Genomic DNA, 23,944 nt, shown 5'->3' with positions numbered 1-23,944 from the left:
TGTACCCCGCTGAAATTGCGCCTTTAATACAGAGTATATTATAAAAACGGAGCGGTTGCATGCCTGATACGGAAAATCTAGTCGCAGAGATCGAAGCCCTGAGCGAAAAACTCGGCGAAGCCAAAGCGAATCTGACCCGTAAATTTATCGGCCAAGAGCGCGTCGTGGATTTGTCTCTGGCGGCATTATTGTGCGGCGGCCATGCGCTTCTGATCGGCCTTCCCGGATTGGGGAAAACGCGATTAGTTGATACTTTATCGACAGTTATGGGTCTTGCGGGGAACCGTATTCAGTTTACGCCCGATTTGATGCCCGCCGATATTTTGGGCTCTGAGATCCTTGATACCAACGCCGACGGAACGCGCGCATTTAAGTTCATTCACGGCCCGATATTCTGTCAGCTTCTCATGGCAGATGAGATCAACCGCGCCAGCCCTCGCACGCAATCAGCCCTCCTTCAGGCGATGCAGGAACAAGTAGTCACCATAGCAGGCGAAGAACGCCCATTGGGGGCGCCATTCCATGTTCTCGCTACGCAGAACCCGATTGAGCAAGAAGGCACCTATCCGCTCCCCGAAGCACAGCTTGACCGTTTCCTTGTTCAGATCAACGTCGATTACCCCGACCGCGAGACAGAGCGCGCGATTGTTTTGGCAACCACGGGCACCGAGGACGCGACTGTTTCGGCGGTCTTTTCGGCGGGTGAACTTCTCAAGGCACAAAATCTTTTGCGTCGGATGCCCGTTGGCGAACAAGTGGTCGAGGCGATTCTTGATTTGGTGCGGGCATGTCGGCCAGCCGATGAAACCGCGCCCGCATTCATACGTGAGAATGTCGCGTGGGGACCCGGACCACGCGCGGCACAGGCGCTTATGATGACGGTCCGCGCGCAGGCACTTTTGGAGGGCCGCCTTGCACCGAATATTGGTGATGTCGTGGCGTTGGCTGAGCCTGTGCTTTCGCATCGTATGGCGCTTGGGTTCGCGGCGCGGGCTCAGGGTGAAACACTGCCGAGCATCATTTCCCAAACCTGCACGGCAATACTGGAAGCGAGTAAAGCCGCGTGACACATGCCGCCACCATACAGCGCGATCGGGCAGAGGGCCTTGCATCTGCGTTGCCTGGATTGCTCGCCGCGGCGGAGCAACTGGCGGCTTCTATCCAATTAGGAGAGCATGGTCGAAGACGCAGCGGCGCGGGCGATGAATTCTGGCAATACCGCCAAGCCGTTGCTGGGGATTCCCTTCGTGATATCGATTGGCGGCGCTCTGCGCGTTCGGATACGCATTTTATCCGTCAAAAGGAATGGCAGGCGATGCAGTCCGTCGCGCTCTGGGCCGATTCATCAGCGAGTATGCGGTTCTCCTCAGACAAGAATGTTCCGCATAAGGCATATCAGGCTCAACTTCTGACCCTCGCAACCGCCGTGCTGCTGCATCGCGGAGGAGAGCGCATCTCATTATTGGGAGATGCAGAACCCGCCAGTGCAAGCCGTGGTGCGCTTAACCGTTTCGCTGCGGCGCTTATTAATGAAAACCCTGCCGAATTTGGTGCGCCGTTTGCCAAGCGGCTCCAGCGTAACACCCAGATCGTTTTGATGTCCGATTTTCTGGGGGATCCAGAGCCGCTACAGACCTTGTTGGCGAATGCTCAGTCACACGGTGTTCGCGGCGCGATGCTTCAAGTGCTTGATCCACATGAAGTAGCGTTTCCATATGAGGGACGAAGCGTATTCGAAAGCCCCGCCGGCACGTTGCGGCACGAAACTCTCAAGGCCGTGGGGCTTCGTGACCGCTATAAGGATCGGCTGGCGCAGCGTCAGGATATGTTGCGCTCGCTTGCGCGATCGTCGGGGTGGCAATTCTCGGTTTATCAAAGCGACACGGCACCGCTTCCAGCTCTATTGTGGCTGTACCGCGCTGTTAGCGAGGGGATGCCATGTTGACGCTCGGACCACTTGGATTTGCGCAACCAGCGTTTCTGTTATTGCTGATCCTCTTGCCGATCTTGTGGTGGATGTTGCGGGCTGTTCCGCCTGCGCCAGTTGTTCGCAAGTTTCCGGCGGTGGGTTTGTTGCTCGGGCTTAAGGACGACGAAAATCAGACCGAGCGCACGCCGTGGTGGTTACTGTTGCTGCGGATTTTTGCTCTTGCGGCTGTTATTATCGCTTTCGCTGAACCACTCCTTAATCCACAGAATGATGAAGTGAACGAGGATGGCAACATCCTGATCATAGCGGATTCAAGCTGGGCCTCTGCGCCGAATTGGTCGCGTCGCCAAGAGCAATTGAGCGGCGTTTTGGCCGATGCTGCGCGAAACGGCACGCTAGCGGCCTACATCTCGCTTGCCGATCTGCCAAACGAAGTGCCCGTATTTGAAGCTGCGGAGAATATCATCGACAGGCTGCCTTCTATGTCCCCAAAGCCATGGGGACCCGATGACGCCTCTGCGGAACAACTGCTTGCCGAATTTGCCGACAATGGCCCGATGCATGTGGTGTGGTTTTCAGACGGAGTTGCCCGTGAAGGGCGCGCCGATCTTTACGAAGTGCTCACAGACCTCGGTAGTGTTCGGATTATCGAACCCTCCGCAACGGTCTATGGGCTTGCGGGGCCGATTTTTGAAGGTGGCGATATTCGTGTACCTGTCTTGCGTACATTTGACGGAAGTGACGCGGAAGTTCAACTTAGCGCAATCGGGTCTGATCCGTCGGGAGTTGAACGTGTGTTGGCACAGGCCGCCGCCGAATTTGTCGCGGGCGAACGAGAGACAGTCGCGACATTCACCCTGCCGCCCGAGCTTCGGAATCGCGTGACGCAGTTTCGCATCACGGGGCATAATTCGGCAGGAGCGACGAGCCTTGCTGATGATGTCCTAAAGCGCCGCGAAGTCGCGTTATTCTCGTCAGATAGCGAAGACGAAGCACTCGCTTTGCTTGATCCACTGCATTATTTGCGACAGGCGCTGGTGCCTTCGGCGGATCTTGTGGATGGGGCAATCGCAGATGCGCTTTTGGCGCGGCCAGATGTGATTATTTTGGCAGACGTGGCGCAGCTTGCGGATCGCGACGAGGTGGCGCTTGAAGAATGGGTAAATCAGGGCGGACTACTGGTTCGTTTTGCTGGTCCTCGTCTTGCAGCAAGCGATGTCAGTCGCGCCCAAGAGGACCCTTTGATGCCTGTTCGTCTGCGCATTGGTGGGCGTAGCATCGGCGGCGCGATGAGTTGGGGATCGCCACGACAATTGCGTCCATTCCCTGCTGAATCACCCTTCTTTGGGCTTGAGATACCGTCCGACGTTGTCGTTACCTCTCAGGTCGTCGCCGAACCGGACCCAAGCCTAGCATCACGCGTTCTTGCGAGCCTCGAAGATGGCACGCCGCTTGTCACCCGCAAGACATTGGGGCAAGGGCAGATTGTTCTGTTCCACGTCACCGCAAGTGCGAATTGGTCGACGCTCCCGCTCTCAGGGTTATTTGTGCAAATGATGGAGCGTTTGGCGATATCAACACAGTCAAATCAGCTGGACCCAGAGGATTTGCGCGGCACCGTTTGGACGCCGTTGCAGGTTCTCGACGGGTACGGACAACTCGCGCCGCCGCCAAGTAATCTGGGTGGGATACAGGGCGAAACGCTCGCGGATGCAGTGGTGTCGGCACAGTTGCCGCCCGGGCTATATGGGAACGAAAACCGCCAAATCGCGCGAAATGTGCTCTTGCCGGATCAGACGCTAAGCCCAAGCGTTTGGCCTTCTGATGCGGTGGTCGATCGAGGGCAGGGCAAAGTAGAGCAACACCTTAAGGGGGTACTGCTTGGAATTGCTCTGGCGTTACTCTTGTTGGATGGCATGGCGTCGCTATGGGTGTCGGGCCGTTTCCGTGGGGCGCGTGCAGCGCGGGCGATGGTCGTATTCGGTGCGCTGGCGCTCGTCGGAGTCGATCGCGCACAGGCCCAAGAGGAACTGCCGCCGCTTGACGACAAGGCCTATGCCGCAACAAGCGAGGTCGTTATGGCCTATGTCCTTACGGGCGACGCAGAGGTTGACGAAATATCGCGTGCGGGCTTGTGGGGGCTTGGAAAGGTCCTGTTTCAGCGCACATCCATAGAGCCAGCCGACCCGATTGCCATCGACCTTGAAACGGACGAGCTGTCATTTTACCCGATGATATACTGGCCCGTCACAGAAAATCAGGCAATCCCAACGCCAGCGGCCTATGCGCGGCTAAATCGGTATTTGCACAAGGGCGGACTTATTCTCTTTGATACGCAGGACGCGGATGAGCAGCAGTTCACAAGCGTTACCGCCAATACCAAACGCCTGCGGATGTTGGCGCGCCAGCTTGATGTGCCGCCGCTCGAAGAACTCCCGAGCGATCACGTCCTAAATCGCAGCTTCTATCTACTTCAAGACGCGCCAGGCCGATACGTTGGGCCGCCCGTCTGGGTCGAAGCGGCCCCCGCAAATGCCGAGCGGGCTGAGGGGATGCCATTTCGCAATCTAAACGATGGTGTTACGCCCGTTGTGATCGGTGCGAATGATTGGGCCGCGGCGTGGGCCATGGCGCCGAATGGCAACCGTATGTTCACCGTTGGACGCGGGCGCGCAGGTGATCGACAGCGTGAGATAGCGTTTCGTTTTGGTGTAAACCTGATGATGCACGTCCTAACGGGGAATTACAAAAGCGACCAAGTCCACGTTCCCGATTTGCTGGATAGGTTGGGACAGTAGATGACACAGAGTATTATATTCGACCCACTTCTGCCGTTGAGTTTGATCTATGCGGGCGCTTTGATCTCTCTGATTGCGCTTGGCTTTTTCGTCTGGCGTGGGCTATTGGGCTGGCCATCGCGCGCGGCGGGGCTCGTGCTCTTGCTGGCTGCATTGTTGAACCCGTCGGTTCAATCCGAAGATAGGCAGGCGCTGTCGGATATTGTTCTGATTATTCGTGACAAATCCGCGAGCCAATCTATCGGAGAACGCACAGCGCAAAATGACCGTGCGCTCATCGAATTGCGCCGCAAACTCGCGACGCTTCCCAATACCGAATTGCACGAAGTGGAGCTTGGTGATGGCGCGGCGGATTCCGGAACCGCGTTATTCGCTGCCTTGAACGAAGCCATCGCAGAGCTACCACAGGCGCGCATTTCCGGAATTGTGCTCCTGACCGACGGGCAGGCCCACGACATTCCGCCACAAGAAGTATTGGATGGCAACACATGGCCAGCCCCAATTCACGCGGCCCTGAGCGGCTATCAAACCGATTGGGATCGGCGGTTGGTACTGTCCAAAGCCCCCGGTTTTGGCATCATCGGAGAGCCGGTTACGCTTGCAATTAAGGTGGAAGACCAAGGAGCCGTTCCTGCAACTGAAGGACCGCTGGCCAAGCTGCTGGTGTCGGTTGATGGCGGACCCGATCAGGTCTTTGACGTTCCTATTGGTAAGGAACTCGACATTCCGCTTACGCTCTCGCACGGTGGTATGAATGTTGTTGAGTTCACTGTCCCAACCGCTGAGGGCGAACTTACGGATCGCAACAATACGGCTATTCTGCAAATCAACGGTGTGCGAGATCGATTGCGTGTTCTGCTCGTATCCGGAGAGCCACATCCGGGCGAGCGAACATGGCGCAATCTTCTGAAGTCTGACAGCTCGGTTGATCTGGTTCATTTCACGATCCTGCGCCCGCCTGAAAAACAAGACGGCGTGCCGGTCTCTGAGTTGTCGCTTATTGCGTTCCCGACGCGGGAGTTGTTCCTCGAAAAGATCGACGACTTTGATCTGATCATCTTCGACCGCTACAAACGGCGCGGGATTTTGCCCGCTGCGTATCTTGAGAATATCGCGAATTACGTGCGGCGCGGAGGCGCGGTGCTGCTTGCGGCGGGGCCAGATTTTGCCTCGGTCGAAAGTCTGTATTTCTCGGCGCTCTCGGATGTACTTCCTGCGGCGCCGACCGCGCGTTTGATTGAGCAGGAATTCCGTCCGCAAGTGACTGAACTGGGACAAAAGCACCCTGTCACCGAAGGCCTGCAAAACGGAGACACGCCAGATTGGGGGCGGTGGCTTCGGATGGTAGAAGTTGGCCCTAAGGCTGGGCATACGCTTATGTCCGGAGGCGATGGATCGCCGCTGCTACAGTTGGATCGCGTTCAAGAAGGGCGCGTAGCGTTGCTGGCAAGCGATCACGCGTGGCTCTGGCATCGCGGGTTTGATGGCGGTGGTCCGCAGCTTGAACTGTTACGGCGGTTGGCGCATTGGATGATGAAGGAGCCAGAACTCGAGGAAGAAGCGCTAAGAGCAACGGCCGCCGGCACCGAAATGACCATCGTGCGGCGCACACTTGGTGGCGAAGAGTCCGACGCAAACCTGCCCGTAATTATCACCAAGCCCGACGGCGCCACGGAACAAATAAACTTGTCGCAAACCCAACCAGGACGTTTTGAGGCACAGTATGAAGGCGAGGATTTGGGGTTGTATCGCCTGACACAGGGCGATCACGCAACAGTCGTGGCGCTTGGTCCTGCCGCGCCACGAGAGTTTATTGAGACTGTCGGGACCGCAGACGTCGTTGCGCCACTGGTAAATTCCACGCGCGGTGGAATCGTGCGAGTGGAAAACGGCATACCCGATGCGCGCACCATACGCGCGGGGCGTAATGCAGCGGGGGCAGGCTGGTTTGGATTCGTTCCGAGAGAGGCCTATGTCACCACAGGGATTTCCGTCACGCCGTTCGTGCCGGCGTGGCTATTGTTTGTATTGATCAGTGGGCTTGTTGTGGGGGCTTGGCTTCGCGAAGGGCGGCGCTGATTATCTTAGCTTAACGCGGTACGGTTTGGCCGTTTCGCCATCTACACTGCAGTTCGAGTGGATCATCACATGATCTACACCATCGGGCACTTTGATGCCTGAAACAGTACGTGTGAAGGGCTGCTCGTTCTCGTGCGGATGCGCCAAAGGACGTTCGCCAAGGAGCGTTCCATCAGGGGCATATACCTTCCAGCCGTCCGCATAATGATCCCAGCCCGTATCGGGGTGAAGTATCTCTACGTCAAAACGCCATGTGTCGCCGTGCTGTGACGCGCGGACGTTGGTGATCTCGGCGGGGTCCGCTACTGCAACGCCAGCTGAAAGCAGCAAGCAGGTGATAGCGAGTCTCATGATTTCCATCCTTCGAGTAATATCATACGTGAATGCGACGCAAATTCACGCCGCCAAAGGACCACGCTCGTCATGAATGTCGCAATAATCAACGGTATTGCTCCCAACATCCAAGCCAGCGCGGCTAATGCAAAATATATGCTTCGAAGGCCGCGATTGTAACTCCTTGCGGCGGTAATATTTATCTCACCAGATTGTTTGGCCCGCTTGAGCGCCATCGGATCGTCGGCATCGTTCGGCGCCGCGGCCATCACAACGGCGGCATACCCAAAGAGACGATGGGACCACACAAATTTGAGGAACCCACTCGCCAGAATGAGCAGTACAAGCAGGATTTTCACTTCCCAAACGACGGCAGGTTCGCGATCCAGTGTGAGATCCTCCGCAAGCCCTAGAAGTTTCTCCTGATTGCCGATAAGCGCGAGTCCGCCTCCGATCCCAATCATACACGCAGAGGCAAAAAACGTGGTGCCCATGCGCAGAGTCGACAGAATCGTCGCATCAAAAATGCGTGGCTGGCGCGTGATGTATTGCAGCATCCATTCTCGCCGGTAATCGGCCATTATAATGGAAACTGAGGGGTTGTTCGGCGAAGGATTTTCGATTTTCCAGCCGATCGCAATCCAACTGAGCAGCATAACGGCAACCGCTATGCCATCCAAAACCTCAAAATATGCAAGTCTAGCAAGGAGTTCCATGACTTTTACAATAGCTGCTACGATTGCGGGTTGCTAGTCGGAAAAATTGGTTATATTTTTTTACCAATTAATGAATTGAGGTGCCTGCGATGGAAATGCCCCGCCCTGATACCCGCGTGATTGAGCGCAAAAAACACATTGTTTCGCGATTGGAAGCGGTGCTGGCCAAGGGGGCTGTGATTCATGACGAAAACGAAACGCGCGCCTATGAATGCGATGCGCTGACGGCATATCGTTGTCCGCCGATGTGCGTGGTTTTGCCCTCAACCACTGAGGAGGTCGCGCAGGTTCTGAAATTGTGTTCCGAAGAGCGAGTGCCAGTGGTTCCGCGCGGCGCGGGGACTTCGCTTGCTGGCGGGGCGCTCCCGACGGCGGATTGTGTTGTGCTGGGTGTTGCGCGAATGAATGCTGTGCTTGAAACCGATTACGATAATCGCTTTATCCGCGTGCAAACGGGACGTACCAATCTGAGCGTTTCAGGGGCGGTCGAGGATAATGGCTTCTTTTATGCGCCTGATCCCAGCAGCCAGCTTGCTTGTGCGATTTCGGGGAACATCGCCATGAACTCGGGCGGTGCGCATTGCCTGAAGTATGGGGTGACCACCAATAACCTCCTTGGTGTGCGGATGGTCACTATGGATGGCGAAATCGTAGACATTGGCGGCGCATATATGGATGCGGGCGGGCTGGATCTCTTGGGTGTTATTTGCGGGAGCGAAGGACAGTTGGGCGTCGTCACCGAAGCCACGCTGCGCATTCTACCCAAGCCAGAAGGCGCGCGCCCTGTCTTGATCGGTTTTGACAGCAACGAGGTCGCGGGGGCTTGTGTAAGTGATATTATCAAGGCTGGCGTGCTGCCTGTCGCCATTGAGTTCATGGATCGCCCTTGCATTCGTGCCTGCGAAGCTTTTGCAAAGGCGGGCTATCCCGATTGCGAGGCACTCTTGATTGTTGAGGTCGAAGGAAGTGATGCGGAGATCGACTATCAATTGGGCCTGATCAAACAGATCGCCATGGGCCATAATCCCGTCGAGTTTCGGGAAAGCAAATCACCCGAAGAAAGTGCAGCGATCTGGCTTGGTCGCAAATCTGCCTTTGGCGCGATGGGGCAAATCAACGATTATATGTGCTTGGACGGGACGATCCCTGTGTCCGAGCTTCCGCTGGTTCTGCGCCGTATTCGAGAGATCTCGGCTACTTATGGGCTTGAGGTTGCAAATGTATTCCACGCAGGCGACGGGAACATGCATCCGCTGATCTTGTTTGATGCGAACAAGGAAGGCGACCTTGAAAAATGCGAGGCTTTGGGGGCCGACATCCTTCGGCTCTGTGTCGAAGTGGGTGGCTGTTTGACGGGCGAGCATGGTGTGGGCGTAGAGAAGCGCGACCTTATGCTGGATCAATACTCGGAAACCGACTTAGAGGCTCAATTGTGGGTCAAAGATGTTTTCGACCCTCATTGGCTTCTGAATTCTGCAAAGGTTTTTCCCTTGGCAGTGACAGAAGCGCGGCGCGAGGCAGCGGCAAATGGATAATCAAGTGCTCCTACCAACTTCCGAAGCAGAAATATCCGAAATCCTAACTAATGCTAAAGTGCCGCTGCGTGTTATTGGCGGCGGGACACGACCGGTGGGGCAGGTGGAGGCGGACACGGCTCTGTCTACATCTGCGTTGACCGGCGTGACGCTATATGATCCCGGCGCGCTCACTCTGGTGGCAAAATCCGGCACGCCACTTGCCGAGATCGAGCGCGTTGTTGCTGCGGAAAACCAGCGATTGGCGTTTGAGCCGATGGACCACCGCGGGTTGCTTGGCACACTCGGTACGCCAACGATCGGAGGCGTTGTCGCCGCGAATATTTCTGGGCCGAGGCGCGTACAGGTTGGTGCATGTCGGGACCACCTTCTCGGAGCGCGGTTCATCGATGGCCAAGGCAACATCATCAAGAACGGTGGCCGTGTCATGAAGAACGTAACGGGCTATGATCTGGTGAAGCTCATGGCAGGAAGCCACGGGACACTCGGAGTTCTAAGTGAGGTTTCGCTCAAGGTATTGCCGCAGGTCGAAGCTGTGGCAATTGTGATGATTAATGGTCTAACGAATGAGCAGGCAATTGCGGCAATGTCGCGTGCGATGGGCTCTCCTTACGAAGTATCTGGTGCCGCGCATTTGCCAGACGGATTGGACGGGCATGCGGTGACGATGCTTCGGATAGAAGGTTTTGAAGGTTCGGTTGCCTATCGCGCTGATGCGGTCCGCGCATTGTTTGCCGATCAGGCAGGTGTACAAATCGAAACCGACCCAGAGAGCGTAGAAGCAGCATGGAGGCGTGTTCGCGATGTAGAAGATTTCCATGAAAAAGCAGGCGATGTGTGGCGCATTTCTTGCGTGCCTCGTGATGCAGCACGCTTGGCAGAGATTGCTGGTGGCCACATTATATTTGATTGGGCGGGGGGGCTTGTATGGGCTCTGACGCCAAGTGGCACGGACCTACGTGCAAGTCTCGGCACATTCGAGGGGCATGCAACTTTGGTGCGCTCTGGGCCCGAAGTAAGTGCAATCGCAGCTTTTCCTCCAGAGCCGCCGTTGCTTGCAGAGATTTCTAACGGGCTTCGTCAGCGCTTTGACCCGCGCGGCCTCCTTAACCCTGGACTGATGGGATAAACGATGCAGACCAATTTCACGCCCGAACAACTCACCGATCCAGAGATTGCGCGCTCAAACGAAATCCTTCGCGCTTGCGTGCATTGCGGATTTTGCACAGCAACCTGTCCGACCTATCAGGTACTGGGCGACGAACTCGATAGTCCGCGCGGCCGCATTTATCTCATCAAGGATATGCTCGAAAGTGGCCGCCCTGCGGATGCCAAGACCGTAAAGCACGTAGATCGTTGCCTTTCCTGTTTGGCATGCATGACAACCTGCCCATCGGGTGTTCACTATATGCACCTCGTTGATCAGGCCCGCGCGTACATTGAGCGGACATACAAACGGCCCGCGATGGATCGTTTCCTGCGGTGGACGTTGGCGCAAATTCTACCGCACCCCATGCGTTTTCGGATTGCGCTTTTGGGGGCTAAGATCGGGCGTCCGTTCGCGTTTCTCATGCCAGATGCACGGCTGAAGGCGATGTTGAAAATGGCTCCGAAACACGTTCCCCCCGTGAGCCGAAATGATGATGCACAGGTTTTCCCCGCAATCGGGCCGCGCAAGAAGCGGGTCGCATTGATGACTGGTTGCGCGCAAAAGGCGCTGAATACCGACATTAACGATGCCACCATTCGTCTGTTGCGGCGGTTGGGTTGTGACGTTGTTATTGCCAAAGGTATGGGCTGTTGCGGGGCATTGACTCACCATATGGGGCAGGAAAACAAAAGCCACGCCAGCGCGGCGCAGAATATCAAGGTATGGATGCAGGAACAGCGCTCTGAAGGGTTGGACGCGATTATCATCAATACCTCTGGCTGCGGCACGACGGTCAAGGACTACGGGCATATGTTCCGAAATGATCCGCTGGCCGAGGATGCGGCGAAGGTTTCTGAGCTGGCGAAGGACGTGAGCGAGTTTGTCATGGAGCTTGAATTGCCTGAAACCGCCCAGTCCGATTTGCGCGTTGCGTATCATTCGGCGTGTTCGCTTCAGCACGGGCAGAAAATAAAATCACATCCCAAGGCATTGCTAAAGAAAGCAGGTTTTGAAGTGGTCGAGCCAAGCGATCCGCATCTCTGCTGTGGCTCGGCGGGGACGTATAATCTCTTGCAGCCTGAAATCAGTGGCAAACTAAAAGAGCGGAAAGTCGCGACGCTTGCGGCGACCAAACCGGATATTATTGCCGCAGGCAACATCGGATGTATGATGCAAATTGGGGAGGCCGCAGGTGTCCCTATTGTTCATACAGTGGAGCTTTTGGATTGGGCAACAGGCGGTCCAATACCTTCTGCGATTTCTCGGAGTTAGCCTTATTCATGCCTTATGTCGCAACTAAAACTGCGTTAAGAAGGTGAGATTATGCGCGGTTTATTAGTTGGTTTGTTCGTAGTAATTAGTGTTGCGCAGGCATTCGCAGATGAGTTGCGCATGCTGCACACAGGTAATGATAGCCGCGGCTGGGAGGCCGTCGGGCGGTTAAATATTAACCAAAAGTCCATGTGCACCGGGGCGTTAATAGCGCCTGATCTGGTACTTACGGCGGCGCATTGCCTCTTTGACAAAACGACCAAGGAACGGGTCGATCCCACCCAGATCGAATTTCTCGCAGGGTGGCGCAATGGTCGGGCGTCGGCCTATCGTTGGGTCGCACACGCGGTGGCGCATCCTGAGTATGTTTTTGATACCTCGGATGCGGCATTGAAGGTCAAGAATGATGTTGCGCTCCTGCGGTTGTCGCAACCGATCAACAATAAGAGTATCGCCCCATTCGAGACGGATGTTCGACCACGCAAGGGTGCGACGGTTGGCGTTGTATCTTATGCTCATGATCGCGCGGGGAGCCCGAGCCTACAGGAAGAATGTAGCGTTTTGGCGCGGCAGGGGCGGATGTTGATGTTCTCTTGCGACATTGATTTCGGATCATCAGGAGCGCCGGTTTTCACCACCCGCAACGGGACCCCACAAATCGTTTCGGTGATCTCTGCCAAGGCGGAAGCGCGCGGTCAGCAGGTCGCGCTGGGTTCTGCGCTTGAAACGCAAATTGATGAATTGCTCGCAGAAATGGAAGCCGAGCCAACCGTGTTCGAGCGTGGCGCTCCTACCGTGCGGCGTGCGGGGCAAGAATCTGGGGTGGTTCGGTCTGGGGCCAAGTTTTTGCGTCCATAAAATTAGCGGGCGCCTCTTGAAAGCAACATTTTCACCACCCAAATTAATCCTATCAGGGCGCCAATAATGGGCCTTGAGACTCGAGCTGTCCCAGAGGGAAGTTCAGTGGAAAATATGTTGTTGCTCATAGGAGAATGACCATGCGAAGTTTTGACCTTGCACCCCTTTATCGTGCGACCGTTGGTTTTGATCAGGTTGCCGATCTCATGGATCGCGTTCTGACAACCGATCAGGCGCGCCCAAGCTACCCACCATATAACATCGAGAAAACAGACGCCGACGCGTGGCGTATTTCTGTTGCTGTAGCGGGCTTTTCAGAAGACGAACTGTCAGTTGAGCTTCGTGAAAACGAGTTGATCGTTGCCGCGAAGAAAGCCCCAGAAGATACCGAAGCGACATACCTGCATCGCGGTATAGCAACCCGCGCGTTTGAGCGCCGCTTCCAGCTCGCCGATCACGTGCGTGTGCTTGGGGCCGCTCATGAAAACGGTATGCTTTCGATCGATCTTAAGCGCGAAGTTCCTGAGGCGCTTAAGCCCCGCCAGATTGAAATTGTGAGCGGTGATTACGCTGCAAACAAGCGCATTGAAGCGCAAAAAGTTAACTAAAGGCCGAAACGGCGCGTCTCAGGACGCGCCGTTTTTTTGTTACTCGCTCAGCGATTTCGCCAGCCGCATCAATGTTACGGCTTCTGCGCGATAGCCGAATGGATCATCTCCTTTGGCGCTTTGAGCAAGTGCGATTGCATCGTCCCAACCCCAATCCACAAGATACGTGTCGTCCCGCAATAGTTGGCCAAATCCTGCAATCGCGGTTGCGAATTCGGTGTCTAAATTCGAAGTTCCCATCCCTTCGGTGATCGGTTGAGTAATTAGTTCGCTAGTGCTCTCGCCTGGGCGTTTGTAGCGTAATTTTAGAAAGCCAAGCTCGTCGCTCTGTGATGGTGCGACGGTCGTTGCACTGTACCGAAGTTCATCATTCTTGATCGCAGGGGACCCAACGGGAGTGATCTCATAAATCGCGGTTACGTTATGGCCCGCGCCGATTTCACCGGCATCCACTTTGTCATTGTTGAAATCCTCGCGATTAAGTGCGCGTGTCTCATAGCCGATTAGACGATATTCCGCGACCTCGGCGGGGTTGAATTCTACTTGGATTTTCACGTCATCCGCTATTGGAAAAAGCGCACCAGTGAGTTGATCCACCAGCACTTTCTGTGCCTCGGCCAGCGTGTCGATATAGGCGGCTTGACCGTTCCCGTTCTGTGCGAGTGCCTGCATCGTAGCATCGTCCAGATTGCCGCGTCCGAACCCGAGCACCGAGAGATAGCTGCCTTGGTCGCGTTTGCTCTCGATATATGACTTCAGCGCTTCTGGGTCATGGATACCGACGTTGAAATCGCCATCAGTTGCCAAGAGCACGCGTGTGACTTCTCCGTCCTCCTGCATGGATTGCGCAACATCATATGCCTGTTGAAGTCCTGCCTGACCGGCGGTGCTTCCGCCCGCTTCGAGTTGATCCAAAGCTGCGAGGATCTTGCTGCTTTCGCTTGCTGGCGTCGGTTCGAGCACTTGGCCAGCGGAACCAGCATAAGTCACGATCGCAATCTGATCATCGGGGCGAAGTTGGCCGAGCATCAGGCGAAAACTCTGCTTCAAAAGCGGGAGCTTGTTGATGTCCTGCATTGACCCTGATGTGTCGATCAGGAAAACAAGATTGAGCGGCGGGCGATCCTCTGTGACGGGAAGCGCGCCTTGAATACCAATATGCACCAGTTGTGTATCGGTGTTCCAAGGTGTGTTCATCACCGTCACGTTTTGCGAAAACGGCGCATCACCCGTTGGTGCCTCATAGTCATATGGGAAATAGTTAATCATTTCCTCAATGCGCACCGCGTCTTTGGGGGGTAATGTTCCATTCGTCAGCGAAGAGCGCACGATAGAATAAGATGCCGTGTCCACATCAATTGAGAATGTCGAAACAGGATCATCTTGGGTGGTCTTAAGTGCGCCGGGGGCTTCGTTTGCGAACTCTTCAGAGCTTGCCTCAAGCGGGAATGGCGCGAAGTCATCCACGATCTGGATGCCCATCGGAGCGGGCGCAGGATGCGAGCGCAGTGCCGCACTTCCGACAAGTAGCTCAGCAACCGGCGCGTCGCTTGCCATTTCTTGTGTCTCAATAGCCAAAGTATCGGGCGCAGCGGTTTTTGCCCGCTCAAGAGGTTGCGGAAGCTCGTTTGGTGCAAAAAAGAAAATTCCAACGCCCACGGCCGCGATAGAAGTGGTCAGCGCGAGCCCCGCGCGGGATGTCATAACATTAAGCATATGTCGTACTCCTGAAATCCAGCCCACCGTTTTTGGGGAGCTTTCAGAAGTAAGACGCGCCTCGGATTGCGATCCTTGGAAATGTTCGAAATTTTTCTCCGCGAGGGCGATGTGCGCCCGTTTTTTCGCCTCGTCTGGCGCGGGAGTATCGGCCAAGAAGGCCTTTAGGGCATCGAGATCGTCGCTCATGGGTAGCCCTCCTTTTGATGATAGGCGCGCAGGTGCTTTTTTACCTCGGACATTCGCCATGCAATTGTGCCCTCGGAAACACCGAGGATTTCGCCAGCCTGGGCGTGGGTCTGTTCCTGACCAAGAATAAGCGCCACCGTGTCGCGCAATTCAGGCGAAAGGGCGTTGAGCGCCTCTGAGAGCCATTGTTGCTTCTCGCGCTCTTCCTGATTGTCCGCTTGGCGTCCAATTTCCCATCCGCCCCAACCTGTCGCAGCCTTGGCGTGTGTCGATTGTTTGCGCCGCCGATCATGTGCGGCATTCACCGCGACGCGATAGAGCCATGTGGTGAATTTGGACTCGCCACGGAATTGGGCAAGTTTCGAAGGAAGCGCGGCGCATATGTCCTGTGTCAGGTCTTCGGCCTCGGTGCGGGTACCCAAAAGCCGATAACAAAGCCCGAACAGGCGGTCATAATGCCGCCGTACCAACACGCCAAATGCCGTGGCATCCCCGCCAGCAGCCGCCAGCGCCAAAGTTTCGTCATTCGTTTCCATTCGCATCACAATGAATAGGACGCGCGCCAAACGTCAATCCTTGGAGCGGAGTGAAAATAAATTTCCTTCCCTTGCAAAGCGTTCGTTGCGGGCTAATCTGATAAAGACAAATGAGGCAGGAAAATTATGGACTTGGACGACGCTTACGCCAACGCAAAATATATCCCGAACGCGGATGAATTTATCGAGCGCTGGCAAGAAGATGCGCGCAATTGGCGCGAAATGGAAAACGCAGCGGGGCGCTTGCGGGTCAATATCCCATACGGTGAAAATCCACGCGAAGCGTTCGATCTTTTTTTACCAGCGGGACGTCCTGAAGGGCTGATCGTTTTCGTGCATGGCGGCTATTGGCTTCGGTTTGATAAATTCTTCTGGTCGCATTTCGCAGCAGGCGGAACAGAGCGCGGATGGGCCGTGGCGATGCCAAGTTATCCTTTGGCGCCAGAGGTCCATATTTCCGATATCACAAAAAGCGTGCGCGCCGCGATTGAACTGGCCGCCGAGAAGGTGTTGGGGCCAATCGTCCTGGCGGGACATTCCGCGGGCGGGCATCTTGTTGCGCGAATGTTGGGGCCAGATGGATTGTCCGACGCCGTTGCATCGCGCATTCAAACCGTTGTCCCGATTTCTCCGCTTTCGGATTTGCGGCCGTTGATGCAAACGGAAATGAATGAGAAACTGTGCCTTGACGAAGCAGAGGCCATATCGGAGAGCCCGATGCTGCACCCCAAAGCGCTTGATGTACCCGTAAAGGTATGGGTAGGCGCGGATGAGCGGCCAGTGTTTGTGGAGCAGGCCAAATGGCTGGGCGAAGCGTGGCCTGATACCACAGTCCATATTGAGAAGAACCTGCACCACTTCGATATCATTGACGGGTTGCGGGATGCGCAAAGCCCGTTGATGAACGCACTCTTGGGAGAACCCCGAGATTAACCAAAAGGCGACGGAACGATGTTTATATACCTGATCAGGATGCTCTTTTTCGCTTTCGTTGTATTGACGGTGATCTATTTTGTCCTGAGGTGGTTTATGGCCTCGCGGCGTCGCGAAGCGCTTGAGAACGAGTTTGGTACCGAAGTTCAAAAGGGCGAGCGAGACGCCTATGTCGAAAAGGGAATGCAGGAATATCGTCAGTCATTTTGGCGCAAAGCACTGGTAGTGGTTTATATTGTGCCGCTGACGCTGTACGTTCTCATTCTTTACTTGAACAATTATTACTGAGGTCGCCATGCGCTATGTAAAATACACTTTTTGGGCACTCTTGGCGCTCACGATATTTGCCGTGCTGCACTACAATTTACCGCAGCGTGATATCGTTCGTATTACAGGAACCGAGATCATCCGGACCGATTTCTCGGGCGCGAACCGTTTCTTCTATGCCGAGCCGGATAGCGGGCACGGTCAGTCTGAAAATCGCGATTTGCGATTGGTGAATACCTCCAAAGAGAACGGCCGCGTTAGGGTCTATCGCAACGAGGATACTGGGCTATTCGGCTGGCCGCCCTATTTCAAGATCAATAGCTCGAACCTTCAGGCGGAAGCAGCGGATTTGATTTCAACGCGTGATGCTCCGATCTGGGTAGCGGTTACGCACTATGGCTGGCGCAGCGAGTTTCTGTCGATTTATCCGAATGTTGTGAAATTCAAGGTCGTCGAAGGGCCGGACGTGCGGCTTATTCCTTGGGTGAATATCGTCATACTTGTTCTGCTTGTCGGATTTAGTATTTGGATTTGGCGTGTTTGGGTGCAGTTCCGCGAGCGCAAACTTGATCCGTTATTTGATGACGCAACAGAGGCGCTCGACGCCGCAGATCAGCGTGCGGGCGCGGTCAAAGGGCAAGCTAAGGGTGCTTGGGCACAATTTAAGGCGTGGCTCGCCTCGCTTGGGGGCAAGCCACGCAGTTAGCGACACTATTCGCCGTATGGTATCCAGATGTTTTTGACTTCGGTGGCGTGGTGAAGGAATTCCTTGCCCTCTCCATCTTTACCAAACCAATCTCGGGCCGTTCCTTGGTTAAGCCAGGTACGCTTTAGGTTGCCCGCTGAATGGCGTTCCAGCACAGAGGAAATATCGCTGGACGAGAAGTTCCAGACCGCGTCAACGTCCATGTGGTCCGCAAGCGTCAGGCCTAGCTCCTCATGTGATCCCGTGATGATGTTCACGACACCCCCAGGAACATCCGAGGTTTCAAGAACCTGATAGAAATCGGTCGCGGCAAGCGGGAAGGCCTCGCTCGCAGTCAGAACACAGGTGTTCCCCATCGCGATTGCGGGTCCCATCACAGAGATTAGCCCAAGGAGCGGCGCTTCGTCAGGGCAGAGCGCGCCGATGACGCCCACGGGTTCCTTCATTGCCAGAGCAACTCCGCGAATAGGAACACCGTGCGCCTGTCCATCGAATTTGTCTGCCCATGCGCCATAGGTAAAGAGGCGGCTGATCGCGGCTTCGACTTCTGCCTTGCCCGAATGCTTGGTGGATTTGGGCTGCATCAAGTCCAGCGATTTCGCGAACTCATCTGCGCGGGCCGAGAGGTTTTCCGCAATGTAGTAAAGGATTTGAGCACGCAAGTGTCCCGTGGTCTTGGCCCAGCCAGACGCCTTGTGGGCGGCCTCAACCGCGTTGCGGATGTCCTTGCGATTGCCGATGCCGACATGCCCAAGCAGGGCGCCGTTGTGGGCGTATACCGCTTTGGAGTATCCGCTGTCAGGGCGGGCTTGCTTGCCGCCAACATAGAATTTGGCTGTGCGATCAAGACCATCAACCTTGGCGCTTGCTGGGGTTGCGATCGGAGCAACGGGGGAGAGGGCTTTGGCTTTGGATTTTGGTTTGGTATAGGCCGCCAGACCCTCCCATCCGCCTTCACGGCCCATGCCGCTTTCGCGAACTCCGCCAAATCCTGCGGCCGCGTCAAATAGGTTCGTTGCGTTTACCCAGACAACGCCCGCAACCAATTTCGGCGCGATATCAAGTGCGAGGTTGACGTTTTCAGTCCATAGCGTCGCGGCGAGTCCGTATCGTGTGTTGTTCGCTACTTGAACAGCTTCGGATGGGGTGCGGAATGTGGTGGCGCACAGGACTGGTCCAAAGATTTCCTCCTGCATCAAAGTCGAAGCCGTATGAAGCCCCGTAATTAATGTCGGCGGATAGAAACAGCCATTCGCAGGCATGTTGCATGGGGCGTGATAAACTTCGCCGTCGCTACCATGCTCCGATACAAGCTTCTTGATTTGCTCCAGTTGCACAGGGTCTACGATTGCGCCCACGTCGATGCATTTATCAAGTGGATCGCCAATACGAAGTCCTGCCATCCGTTGACGAAGGCGCGCATAAAAGTCCTCTGCGATGCCTTCTTGAACCAAGAGGCGCGAACCTGCGCAGCAAACCTGTCCTTGGTTGAACCAGATCGCATCAACAAGCCCTTCGATTGCGCTGTCGATATCGGCGTCTTCGAATACGATATAGGGGGATTTGCCGCCCAACTCGAGGGTCAGGGATTTGGCCTGACCTGCGGTTGCTTCGCGGATCTTACGACCGACTTCGGTGGAGCCAGTAAAGGCAACTTTGTCGATATCCGTATGCGTGACGATTGCGTGGCCTGTTTCACCGTCGCCCGTTACGATGTTTACGACGCCTTTCGGAAGGCCAGCTTCAACGCAGATCTCCGCGAATAGTAGTGCGGTGAGGGACGTGTATTCTGCGGGTTTAAGGACAACCGTATTGCCCATCGCAATCGCAGGTGCGATTTTCCATGCGAGCATAAGAAGCGGGAAATTCCACGGGATAACTTGGCCGCAAACGCCAATCGCTTCGGCATCAGGAAGCTCGGCCTCCATAAGTTGTGCCATTCCCGCGTGATAATAGAAATGACGAGCGACGAGCGGGATGTCGATGTCACGGCTCTCGCGGATCGGTTTGCCATTGTCGAGCGTTTCGAGAACAGCAAAAAGGCGCGAATGTTTTTGAACGAGGCGCGCGATCGCATAGAGGTACTTTGCACGCTGGTGACCCGAGAGTTTCGCCCAAGGGCCTTGTGCACTGCGCGCAGCTTTGACAGCGGCATTCACGTCGGCGTCCGTGCCTTGGCTGATTGACGCAAGTTTGTTTCCGGTGGCGGGATTGGTTGTTGTAAAACCCTTGGCTGGCTTTGTGAACGAACCATTGATGAAATGCCCGAACGACTCGTTATGGTCGGCTAGCCATTTGAGGGCTTCGGATGCGCTTTCGGGGGCTGGGCCATATTCCATTGTTGTGAATATCTCTTTTACTGTCATGATCTTATCCAATCGCGTGACGGTGGGCGGCGGAATAGCGGCCGGTGACATGGTGTTCTAGCTGGCGTTCGAGGTCGCCCAAAAGTGAACTGGCGCCAAAACGGAGGAGGTCAGGCTCTAGCCAACGGTCGCCCAATTCGTCCTTGATAAGCGCGAGATACGTCAAGGCGTCCTTGGCTTTGGAAATTCCGCCCGCAGGTTTGTATCCGACGCGTACGCCTGTGCGCGCATGATAGGCGCGGATGGCGCGGATCATTACAAGCGTGACAGGCAGCGTCGCATTGACGGGTTCTTTGCCGGTGGATGTCTTGATGAAATCGGCGCCGGCCATCATACAAACGAGGCTCGCTTTGGCGACATTGCGCAATGTGCCTAATTCGCCAGTGGCCAAGATCGCCTTAACATGGGCATCACCACAGGCTTCGCGCATAAGGCGCATCTCGTCATATATGGCGCGCCAGTTGCCGGTGAGGGCGTGGCGGCGAGAGATCACGATATCAATTTCCTTTGCACCCGCCTCGACGCTCTCGCGAATTTCCTGAAGGCGCAGGTGAAGCGGAGAAAGCCCCGCAGGGAAGCCCGTTGAAACCGCAGCAACCGGAATGTTTGTGCCCTCGAGCGCCTTCACAGCGGTTTCGACCATATCGTGATACACACATACCGCGCCCGTTGTGATCGGGGGCATGTTCAGCGCCTCAAGGATATCGGGCCGGACAGGGTTCGCGGCCTTGGCACAAAGCCGCTTCACGCGCCCCCAAGTGTCGTCGCCCGACAGTGTCGTTAAATCAATGAGCGTAATCGCTTTAAGGGTCCATGCCGCCTGATAGTCTTTCTTGACGGATCGACGCCCCGAAATCGTGGCAGCGCGGCGCTCAATCGCGGATGTGTTCGCCTGAACAGAGGCGACCCAATCCAGATCAAGTTCCATCCCTGGATTGCGAAGTTCGTGGATTTGCGGCAACTGTGCAGCGTCATCCGTCGCGGTCGTAACCGCGTGGGGGGCATTTTTTTCCATTGAATTCGCTCCGAAATTATCTGGGCAAAAGGGTCTCATGGTTCTGAGGTTATTGCAAGTTTGACCATTTGGTCAGGGATTAGGCAAGAGTTACGCTACGCTGTGGTGTTTCCATACGCTACAAAGCACGTTAGGGAAGGAGCGAGAGAGTATTTTCACGCCCGCCTAGCCCACGGAGTATCACATGAGTTTTGACCGTAATATCAAAATTGCGCCTTCTATCCTTGCCGCCGATTTTGCCAACTTTGGCGCCGAGATCGTCGCCGTCCAAGAGCAGGGGGCGGACTGGATCCATGTTGATGTGATGGATGGCCATTTTGTGCCGAATATCACCTTTGGTCCAGAGACATGCAAAGCGATCCGTCCCCATATCAAGGGCGTTATGGACGTGCATCTGATGATTTCACCTGTGGATCAATACATTGATGCGTTTGCGAAATCGGGTGCAGATATTATTACCGCTCACTATGAGGCTGGACCGCATATTCACCGCACACTCCAAGCCATTCGCAACACTGGGGCCAAAGCGGGGATTGCGCTTAATCCCGGAACTCCGGCCGAGAGCATTGAGTATCTGCTGGACATGATTGACCTGATTTGTGTGATGACAGTGAACCCAGGTTTCGGTGGGCAGAAGTTCATTCACGGCCAGATCGACAAGGTTCGGAAACTGCGCGCGATGGTTGGTGACCGCCCCATTCATATTGAAATCGACGGCGGCGTTACGCCCGAAACGGCACCGCTAGTTACTGAAGCGGGTGCCGATGTGCTGGTTGCGGGCTCTGCGGTGTTTGGCGGCGGAAGTGTCGCGAATCCTGCGCCATATGGCGACAACATTCGCGCAATTCGCAGCGCCGCGCGCGGTTAGGTTAGCGCGCCCGTAACGGGATTCGAAAAAGCGACGTGAAGGTGAAGATGATCGCCGCCATGCACACGATGCTCGGTCCTGCGGGGGTGTTGTAGAGTAGCGCTCCCCAAAGTCCGCCCACCACAGACACCGCGCCGATAATGGTGGCCACAACGGCCATCATTTCAGGAGTACGCGCAAAAGGGCGCGCCGCAGCGGCGGGCATTATCAGCATCGCAGTCACCAAGAGTACGCCGACCACCTTGATCGCAACTGCAACGACCAAGGCCAAAGCGACGGTGAGCAGGAGTTGTTCGCGCCGTGGGTCGATGTCGCTTGCATATGCCAAATCGGGGCTGAGCGTGGAGGTTAGAAACTTGGACCATCGCCAAGTCACCAGCGCCACCACAATCGCCGCGCCACCCCAAACGAACAAAAGATCGCGTGGCGTGACGGCCAAAATTTCCCCAAAAAGATAGGCCATAAGGTCAATTCGCACGCCCTCGATGAATGACACGGCAACAAGCCCGAACGCGAGGCCAGAATGCGCCATGACCCCTAAGAGCGAGTCTGTTGAGAAATTACGGTCACTGAGGGTCGAAACAAGGATCGCCATAACGAGCGCCACAAACAACACGCTTGAGAATATCGGAAGCGAGAAGCCGAGCGCAATTGCGACGCCCAATATGGACGCATGTGCGGTTGCGTCGCCCATGTAGGCCATGCGTCTCCAGACAACAAAACAGCCAAGTGGCGCCGCCGCCATCACGAGGCCGAGCCCCGCGAGGACTGCGCGTACCATGAAATCATCCAGCATGAGCGTTCTCCTCACTCTCATGATCGCAAAATTCGTCGTGTCGATGCGAGTGCTTGTGTTGATAGAGAGCGAGCGCGCCTTCAGTACCAGTACCAAAGAGGGCGCGGTATTCAGGTGCAGAGGCAACAATCGCAGGAGTGCCGTGGCAACAGACGTGCCCGTTCAGGCAAATCACTCGATCCGACGCGGCCATAACCACGTGCAGATCATGACTCACCATCAATACCGCACAACCCAAACGGTCGCGGACATCCGCGATCTGATGGTAAAACGCCGCTGCCCCAGGTTGATCGAGGCCTTGGGTGGCCTCATCCAGAATAAGCAAATCAGGTTTGTTTAGCAGTGCGCGCGCCAAGAGAACGCGTTGCGTTTGTCCGCCAGAGATGTCGGCCATGGCGTGTTTTGCGATATGGCCCGCCCCCGCCTTTTCGAGCGCGTCATTGATCACGTCGCTCGGGTGACGGTGTGGCAGCGCGAGGAAGCGCTCAACCGAGAGCGGAAGCGTCGGGTCGATCTGAAGCTTCTGCGGCACATAGCCAATCTTGAGGCCTTTTGCCCGTTGGATACTTCCGTTGCCGGAAACTGCACCGATGAGCGCGCGTACGAGCGTGGATTTACCCGATCCATTAGGACCGACAAGTGTTACGATTTCGCCCTTGTCGATGTGAAAATCCACAGACTCCAGAATGGTCTTGCGACCCTTGGTGATCGTGAGGCCTCGGGTTGAGATTAGGTTCATCTAATGGTCCGTTTTGCAATTGGGGCAGAGGCCAAGTGCCTCAATTACGGTGCGTTCGATCTTGAAGTCTGCGCCTGCGGCGGCAGCGGCGAGTACCGGAGCGCAGGTCGTTTCGACGACATTATCGCAACTCTTGCAGATCAGAAACGCGGGGGCATGGCTCTCGCCGGGGTGCATGCAGGCGGCAAAAGCGTTCAGGCGCTCAATCTTGTGCGCAAACCCGTTTGTTACCAAGAAATCGAGCGCACGGTAGGCCACGGGGGGCTGTGATCCCAGCCCTTCACTGCGCAAGCAGTCCAATATCTCGTAGGCGCCAAGGGCACGATGCTCGGTGAGCAATATCTCCATTACACGGCGGCGCACAGGGGTGAGTTGCAGCTTGTTTTCGGCGCAGTGGGTTTCCACTGTTGCGATGCCGGTTGCGATGCAACTGGAGTGGTCATGTGGCTCAAAGGCGGTTGGGGGCATTTGACTCGCTCGTGATTATTCTCTTGTAATGTTATACTATTACATCTATGTCCAGCGCGAATTCAA

Annotated in this window: 22 protein-coding genes; 13 read left to right on the top strand and 9 right to left on the bottom strand. The window is 55.6% G+C overall.

What is annotated here, in order from left to right; genetic code table 11:
- Window positions 1-59 precede the first annotated feature (59 nt).
- Genes ACFE33_RS13645 through ACFE33_RS13630 form a run of 4 tightly spaced genes read left to right on the top strand, consistent with a single transcriptional unit; the run spans window position 60 to window position 6,807 of the window.
- A complete protein-coding gene (locus ACFE33_RS13645; RefSeq protein ID WP_380054444.1) occupies window positions 60-1,067 on the top strand; it encodes an AAA family ATPase in 1,008 nt (335 codons plus the stop codon).
- Window positions 1,064-1,945: a DUF58 domain-containing protein gene (locus ACFE33_RS13640; RefSeq protein WP_380054441.1), complete on the top strand. Its 882-nt coding sequence runs from the start codon at window positions 1,064-1,066 to the stop codon at window positions 1,943-1,945. Before ACFE33_RS13645 ends, ACFE33_RS13640 begins: the two co-directional genes overlap by 4 nt.
- The gene (locus ACFE33_RS13635) at window positions 1,939-4,728 is read left to right on the top strand and encodes a DUF4159 domain-containing protein (RefSeq protein WP_380054439.1); all 2,790 of its coding nucleotides are present in this window, start codon (window positions 1,939-1,941) and stop codon (window positions 4,726-4,728) included. Before ACFE33_RS13640 ends, ACFE33_RS13635 begins: the two co-directional genes overlap by 7 nt.
- Complete coding sequence (locus tag ACFE33_RS13630) at window positions 4,729-6,807, top strand: hypothetical protein (RefSeq protein WP_380054437.1); 2,079 nt, start codon at window positions 4,729-4,731, stop codon at window positions 6,805-6,807.
- On the opposite strand, the gene ACFE33_RS13625 is transcribed toward ACFE33_RS13630, so the two are convergent.
- A complete protein-coding gene (locus ACFE33_RS13625) occupies window positions 6,808-7,158 on the bottom strand; it encodes a hypothetical protein (protein ID WP_380054434.1) in 351 nt (116 codons plus the stop codon).
- Complete coding sequence (locus ACFE33_RS13620; protein ID WP_380054432.1) at window positions 7,155-7,856, bottom strand: DUF599 domain-containing protein; 702 nt, start codon at window positions 7,854-7,856, stop codon at window positions 7,155-7,157. The genes ACFE33_RS13625 and ACFE33_RS13620 overlap by 4 nt, the downstream gene beginning before the upstream one ends.
- An 89-nt stretch (window positions 7,857-7,945) precedes the next feature.
- Here ACFE33_RS13620 and ACFE33_RS13615 point away from each other — a divergent pair, with 89 nt between their 5' ends.
- The 5 genes from ACFE33_RS13615 (at window position 7,946) to ACFE33_RS13595 (ending at window position 13,279) form a co-directional block, all read left to right on the top strand.
- On the top strand, window positions 7,946-9,391 hold the full coding sequence (locus ACFE33_RS13615; RefSeq protein ID WP_380054429.1) for an FAD-linked oxidase C-terminal domain-containing protein: 1,446 nt from the start codon (window positions 7,946-7,948) through the stop codon (window positions 9,389-9,391).
- Window positions 9,384-10,520, top strand: a complete 1,137-nt coding sequence (locus tag ACFE33_RS13610) for an FAD-binding protein (RefSeq protein WP_380054427.1) — start codon at window positions 9,384-9,386, stop codon at window positions 10,518-10,520. Before ACFE33_RS13615 ends, ACFE33_RS13610 begins: the two co-directional genes overlap by 8 nt.
- Window positions 10,521-10,523: 3 nt before the next feature.
- Entirely contained in the window at window positions 10,524-11,813 is a 1,290-nt protein-coding gene (gene glcF / locus ACFE33_RS13605) for a glycolate oxidase subunit GlcF (protein ID WP_380054425.1), read from the top strand.
- Window positions 11,814-11,864: 51 nt separating this feature from the next.
- On the top strand, window positions 11,865-12,671 hold the full coding sequence (locus tag ACFE33_RS13600; protein ID WP_380054422.1) for a trypsin-like serine peptidase: 807 nt from the start codon (window positions 11,865-11,867) through the stop codon (window positions 12,669-12,671).
- Between the two features lie 140 nt (window positions 12,672-12,811).
- Window positions 12,812-13,279 carry an Hsp20 family protein gene (locus ACFE33_RS13595; RefSeq protein WP_380054420.1) on the top strand — a complete coding sequence of 156 codons (468 nt, stop codon included), beginning with the start codon at window positions 12,812-12,814 and terminating at the stop codon, window positions 13,277-13,279.
- 39 nt (window positions 13,280-13,318) lie between these two features.
- Here ACFE33_RS13595 and ACFE33_RS13590 read toward each other — a convergent pair whose 3' ends face one another.
- On the bottom strand, window positions 13,319-15,184 hold the full coding sequence (locus ACFE33_RS13590; RefSeq protein WP_380054417.1) for a von Willebrand factor type A domain-containing protein: 1,866 nt from the start codon (window positions 15,182-15,184) through the stop codon (window positions 13,319-13,321).
- Complete coding sequence (locus ACFE33_RS13585; protein WP_380058723.1) at window positions 15,181-15,720, bottom strand: RNA polymerase sigma factor; 540 nt, start codon at window positions 15,718-15,720, stop codon at window positions 15,181-15,183. Before ACFE33_RS13585 ends, ACFE33_RS13590 begins: the two co-directional genes overlap by 4 nt.
- A 126-nt stretch (window positions 15,721-15,846) precedes the next feature.
- Here ACFE33_RS13585 and ACFE33_RS13580 point away from each other — a divergent pair, with 126 nt between their 5' ends.
- From ACFE33_RS13580 to ACFE33_RS13570, 3 genes are read left to right on the top strand one after another with little or no spacing between them, the layout of a single operon-like run.
- On the top strand, window positions 15,847-16,653 hold the full coding sequence (locus ACFE33_RS13580) for an alpha/beta hydrolase (RefSeq protein ID WP_380054414.1): 807 nt from the start codon (window positions 15,847-15,849) through the stop codon (window positions 16,651-16,653).
- 18 nt (window positions 16,654-16,671) lie between these two features.
- Window positions 16,672-16,941, top strand: coding sequence for a hypothetical protein (locus ACFE33_RS13575; protein ID WP_380054411.1), 270 nt, complete (start codon window positions 16,672-16,674; stop codon window positions 16,939-16,941).
- 7 nt (window positions 16,942-16,948) lie between these two features.
- Window positions 16,949-17,626 carry a DUF1523 family protein gene (locus tag ACFE33_RS13570; RefSeq protein WP_380054408.1) on the top strand — a complete coding sequence of 226 codons (678 nt, stop codon included), beginning with the start codon at window positions 16,949-16,951 and terminating at the stop codon, window positions 17,624-17,626.
- Between the two features lie 5 nt (window positions 17,627-17,631).
- Here the strand turns inward: ACFE33_RS13570 and ACFE33_RS13565 are convergent, their stop codons facing one another.
- Both ACFE33_RS13565 and deoC read right to left on the bottom strand, forming a co-directional pair.
- The gene (locus ACFE33_RS13565) at window positions 17,632-19,992 is read right to left on the bottom strand and encodes an aldehyde dehydrogenase family protein (RefSeq protein ID WP_380054406.1); all 2,361 of its coding nucleotides are present in this window, start codon (window positions 19,990-19,992) and stop codon (window positions 17,632-17,634) included.
- A gap of 4 nt (window positions 19,993-19,996) precedes the next feature.
- Window positions 19,997-21,007, bottom strand: a complete 1,011-nt coding sequence (gene deoC, locus ACFE33_RS13560; protein ID WP_380054403.1) for a deoxyribose-phosphate aldolase — start codon at window positions 21,005-21,007, stop codon at window positions 19,997-19,999.
- 184 nt (window positions 21,008-21,191) lie between these two features.
- Between deoC and rpe the strand changes: the two genes are divergently transcribed.
- Window positions 21,192-21,875 carry a ribulose-phosphate 3-epimerase gene (gene rpe, locus ACFE33_RS13555; protein WP_380054401.1) on the top strand — a complete coding sequence of 228 codons (684 nt, stop codon included), beginning with the start codon at window positions 21,192-21,194 and terminating at the stop codon, window positions 21,873-21,875.
- A gap of 1 nt (window position 21,876) precedes the next feature.
- Here rpe and ACFE33_RS13550 read toward each other — a convergent pair whose 3' ends face one another.
- The 3 genes from ACFE33_RS13550 to ACFE33_RS13540 are packed head-to-tail and all read right to left on the bottom strand — an operon-like array spanning window position 21,877 to window position 23,878.
- Window positions 21,877-22,671, bottom strand: coding sequence for a metal ABC transporter permease (locus ACFE33_RS13550; protein ID WP_380054398.1), 795 nt, complete (start codon window positions 22,669-22,671; stop codon window positions 21,877-21,879).
- Window positions 22,661-23,410, bottom strand: a complete 750-nt coding sequence (locus ACFE33_RS13545; protein WP_380054395.1) for an ATP-binding cassette domain-containing protein — start codon at window positions 23,408-23,410, stop codon at window positions 22,661-22,663. Before ACFE33_RS13545 ends, ACFE33_RS13550 begins: the two co-directional genes overlap by 11 nt.
- Window positions 23,411-23,878: a transcriptional repressor gene (locus ACFE33_RS13540; RefSeq protein ID WP_380054392.1), complete on the bottom strand. Its 468-nt coding sequence runs from the start codon at window positions 23,876-23,878 to the stop codon at window positions 23,411-23,413.
- Window positions 23,879-23,944: the final 66 nt, after the last annotated feature.

Origin of the sequence: Falsihalocynthiibacter sp. SS001, from assembly GCF_042445055.1 — a bacterium.
Taxonomy (GTDB): domain Bacteria; phylum Pseudomonadota; class Alphaproteobacteria; order Rhodobacterales; family Rhodobacteraceae; genus Falsihalocynthiibacter.
This window is presented reverse-complemented; position numbering and strand designations above follow the sequence as displayed.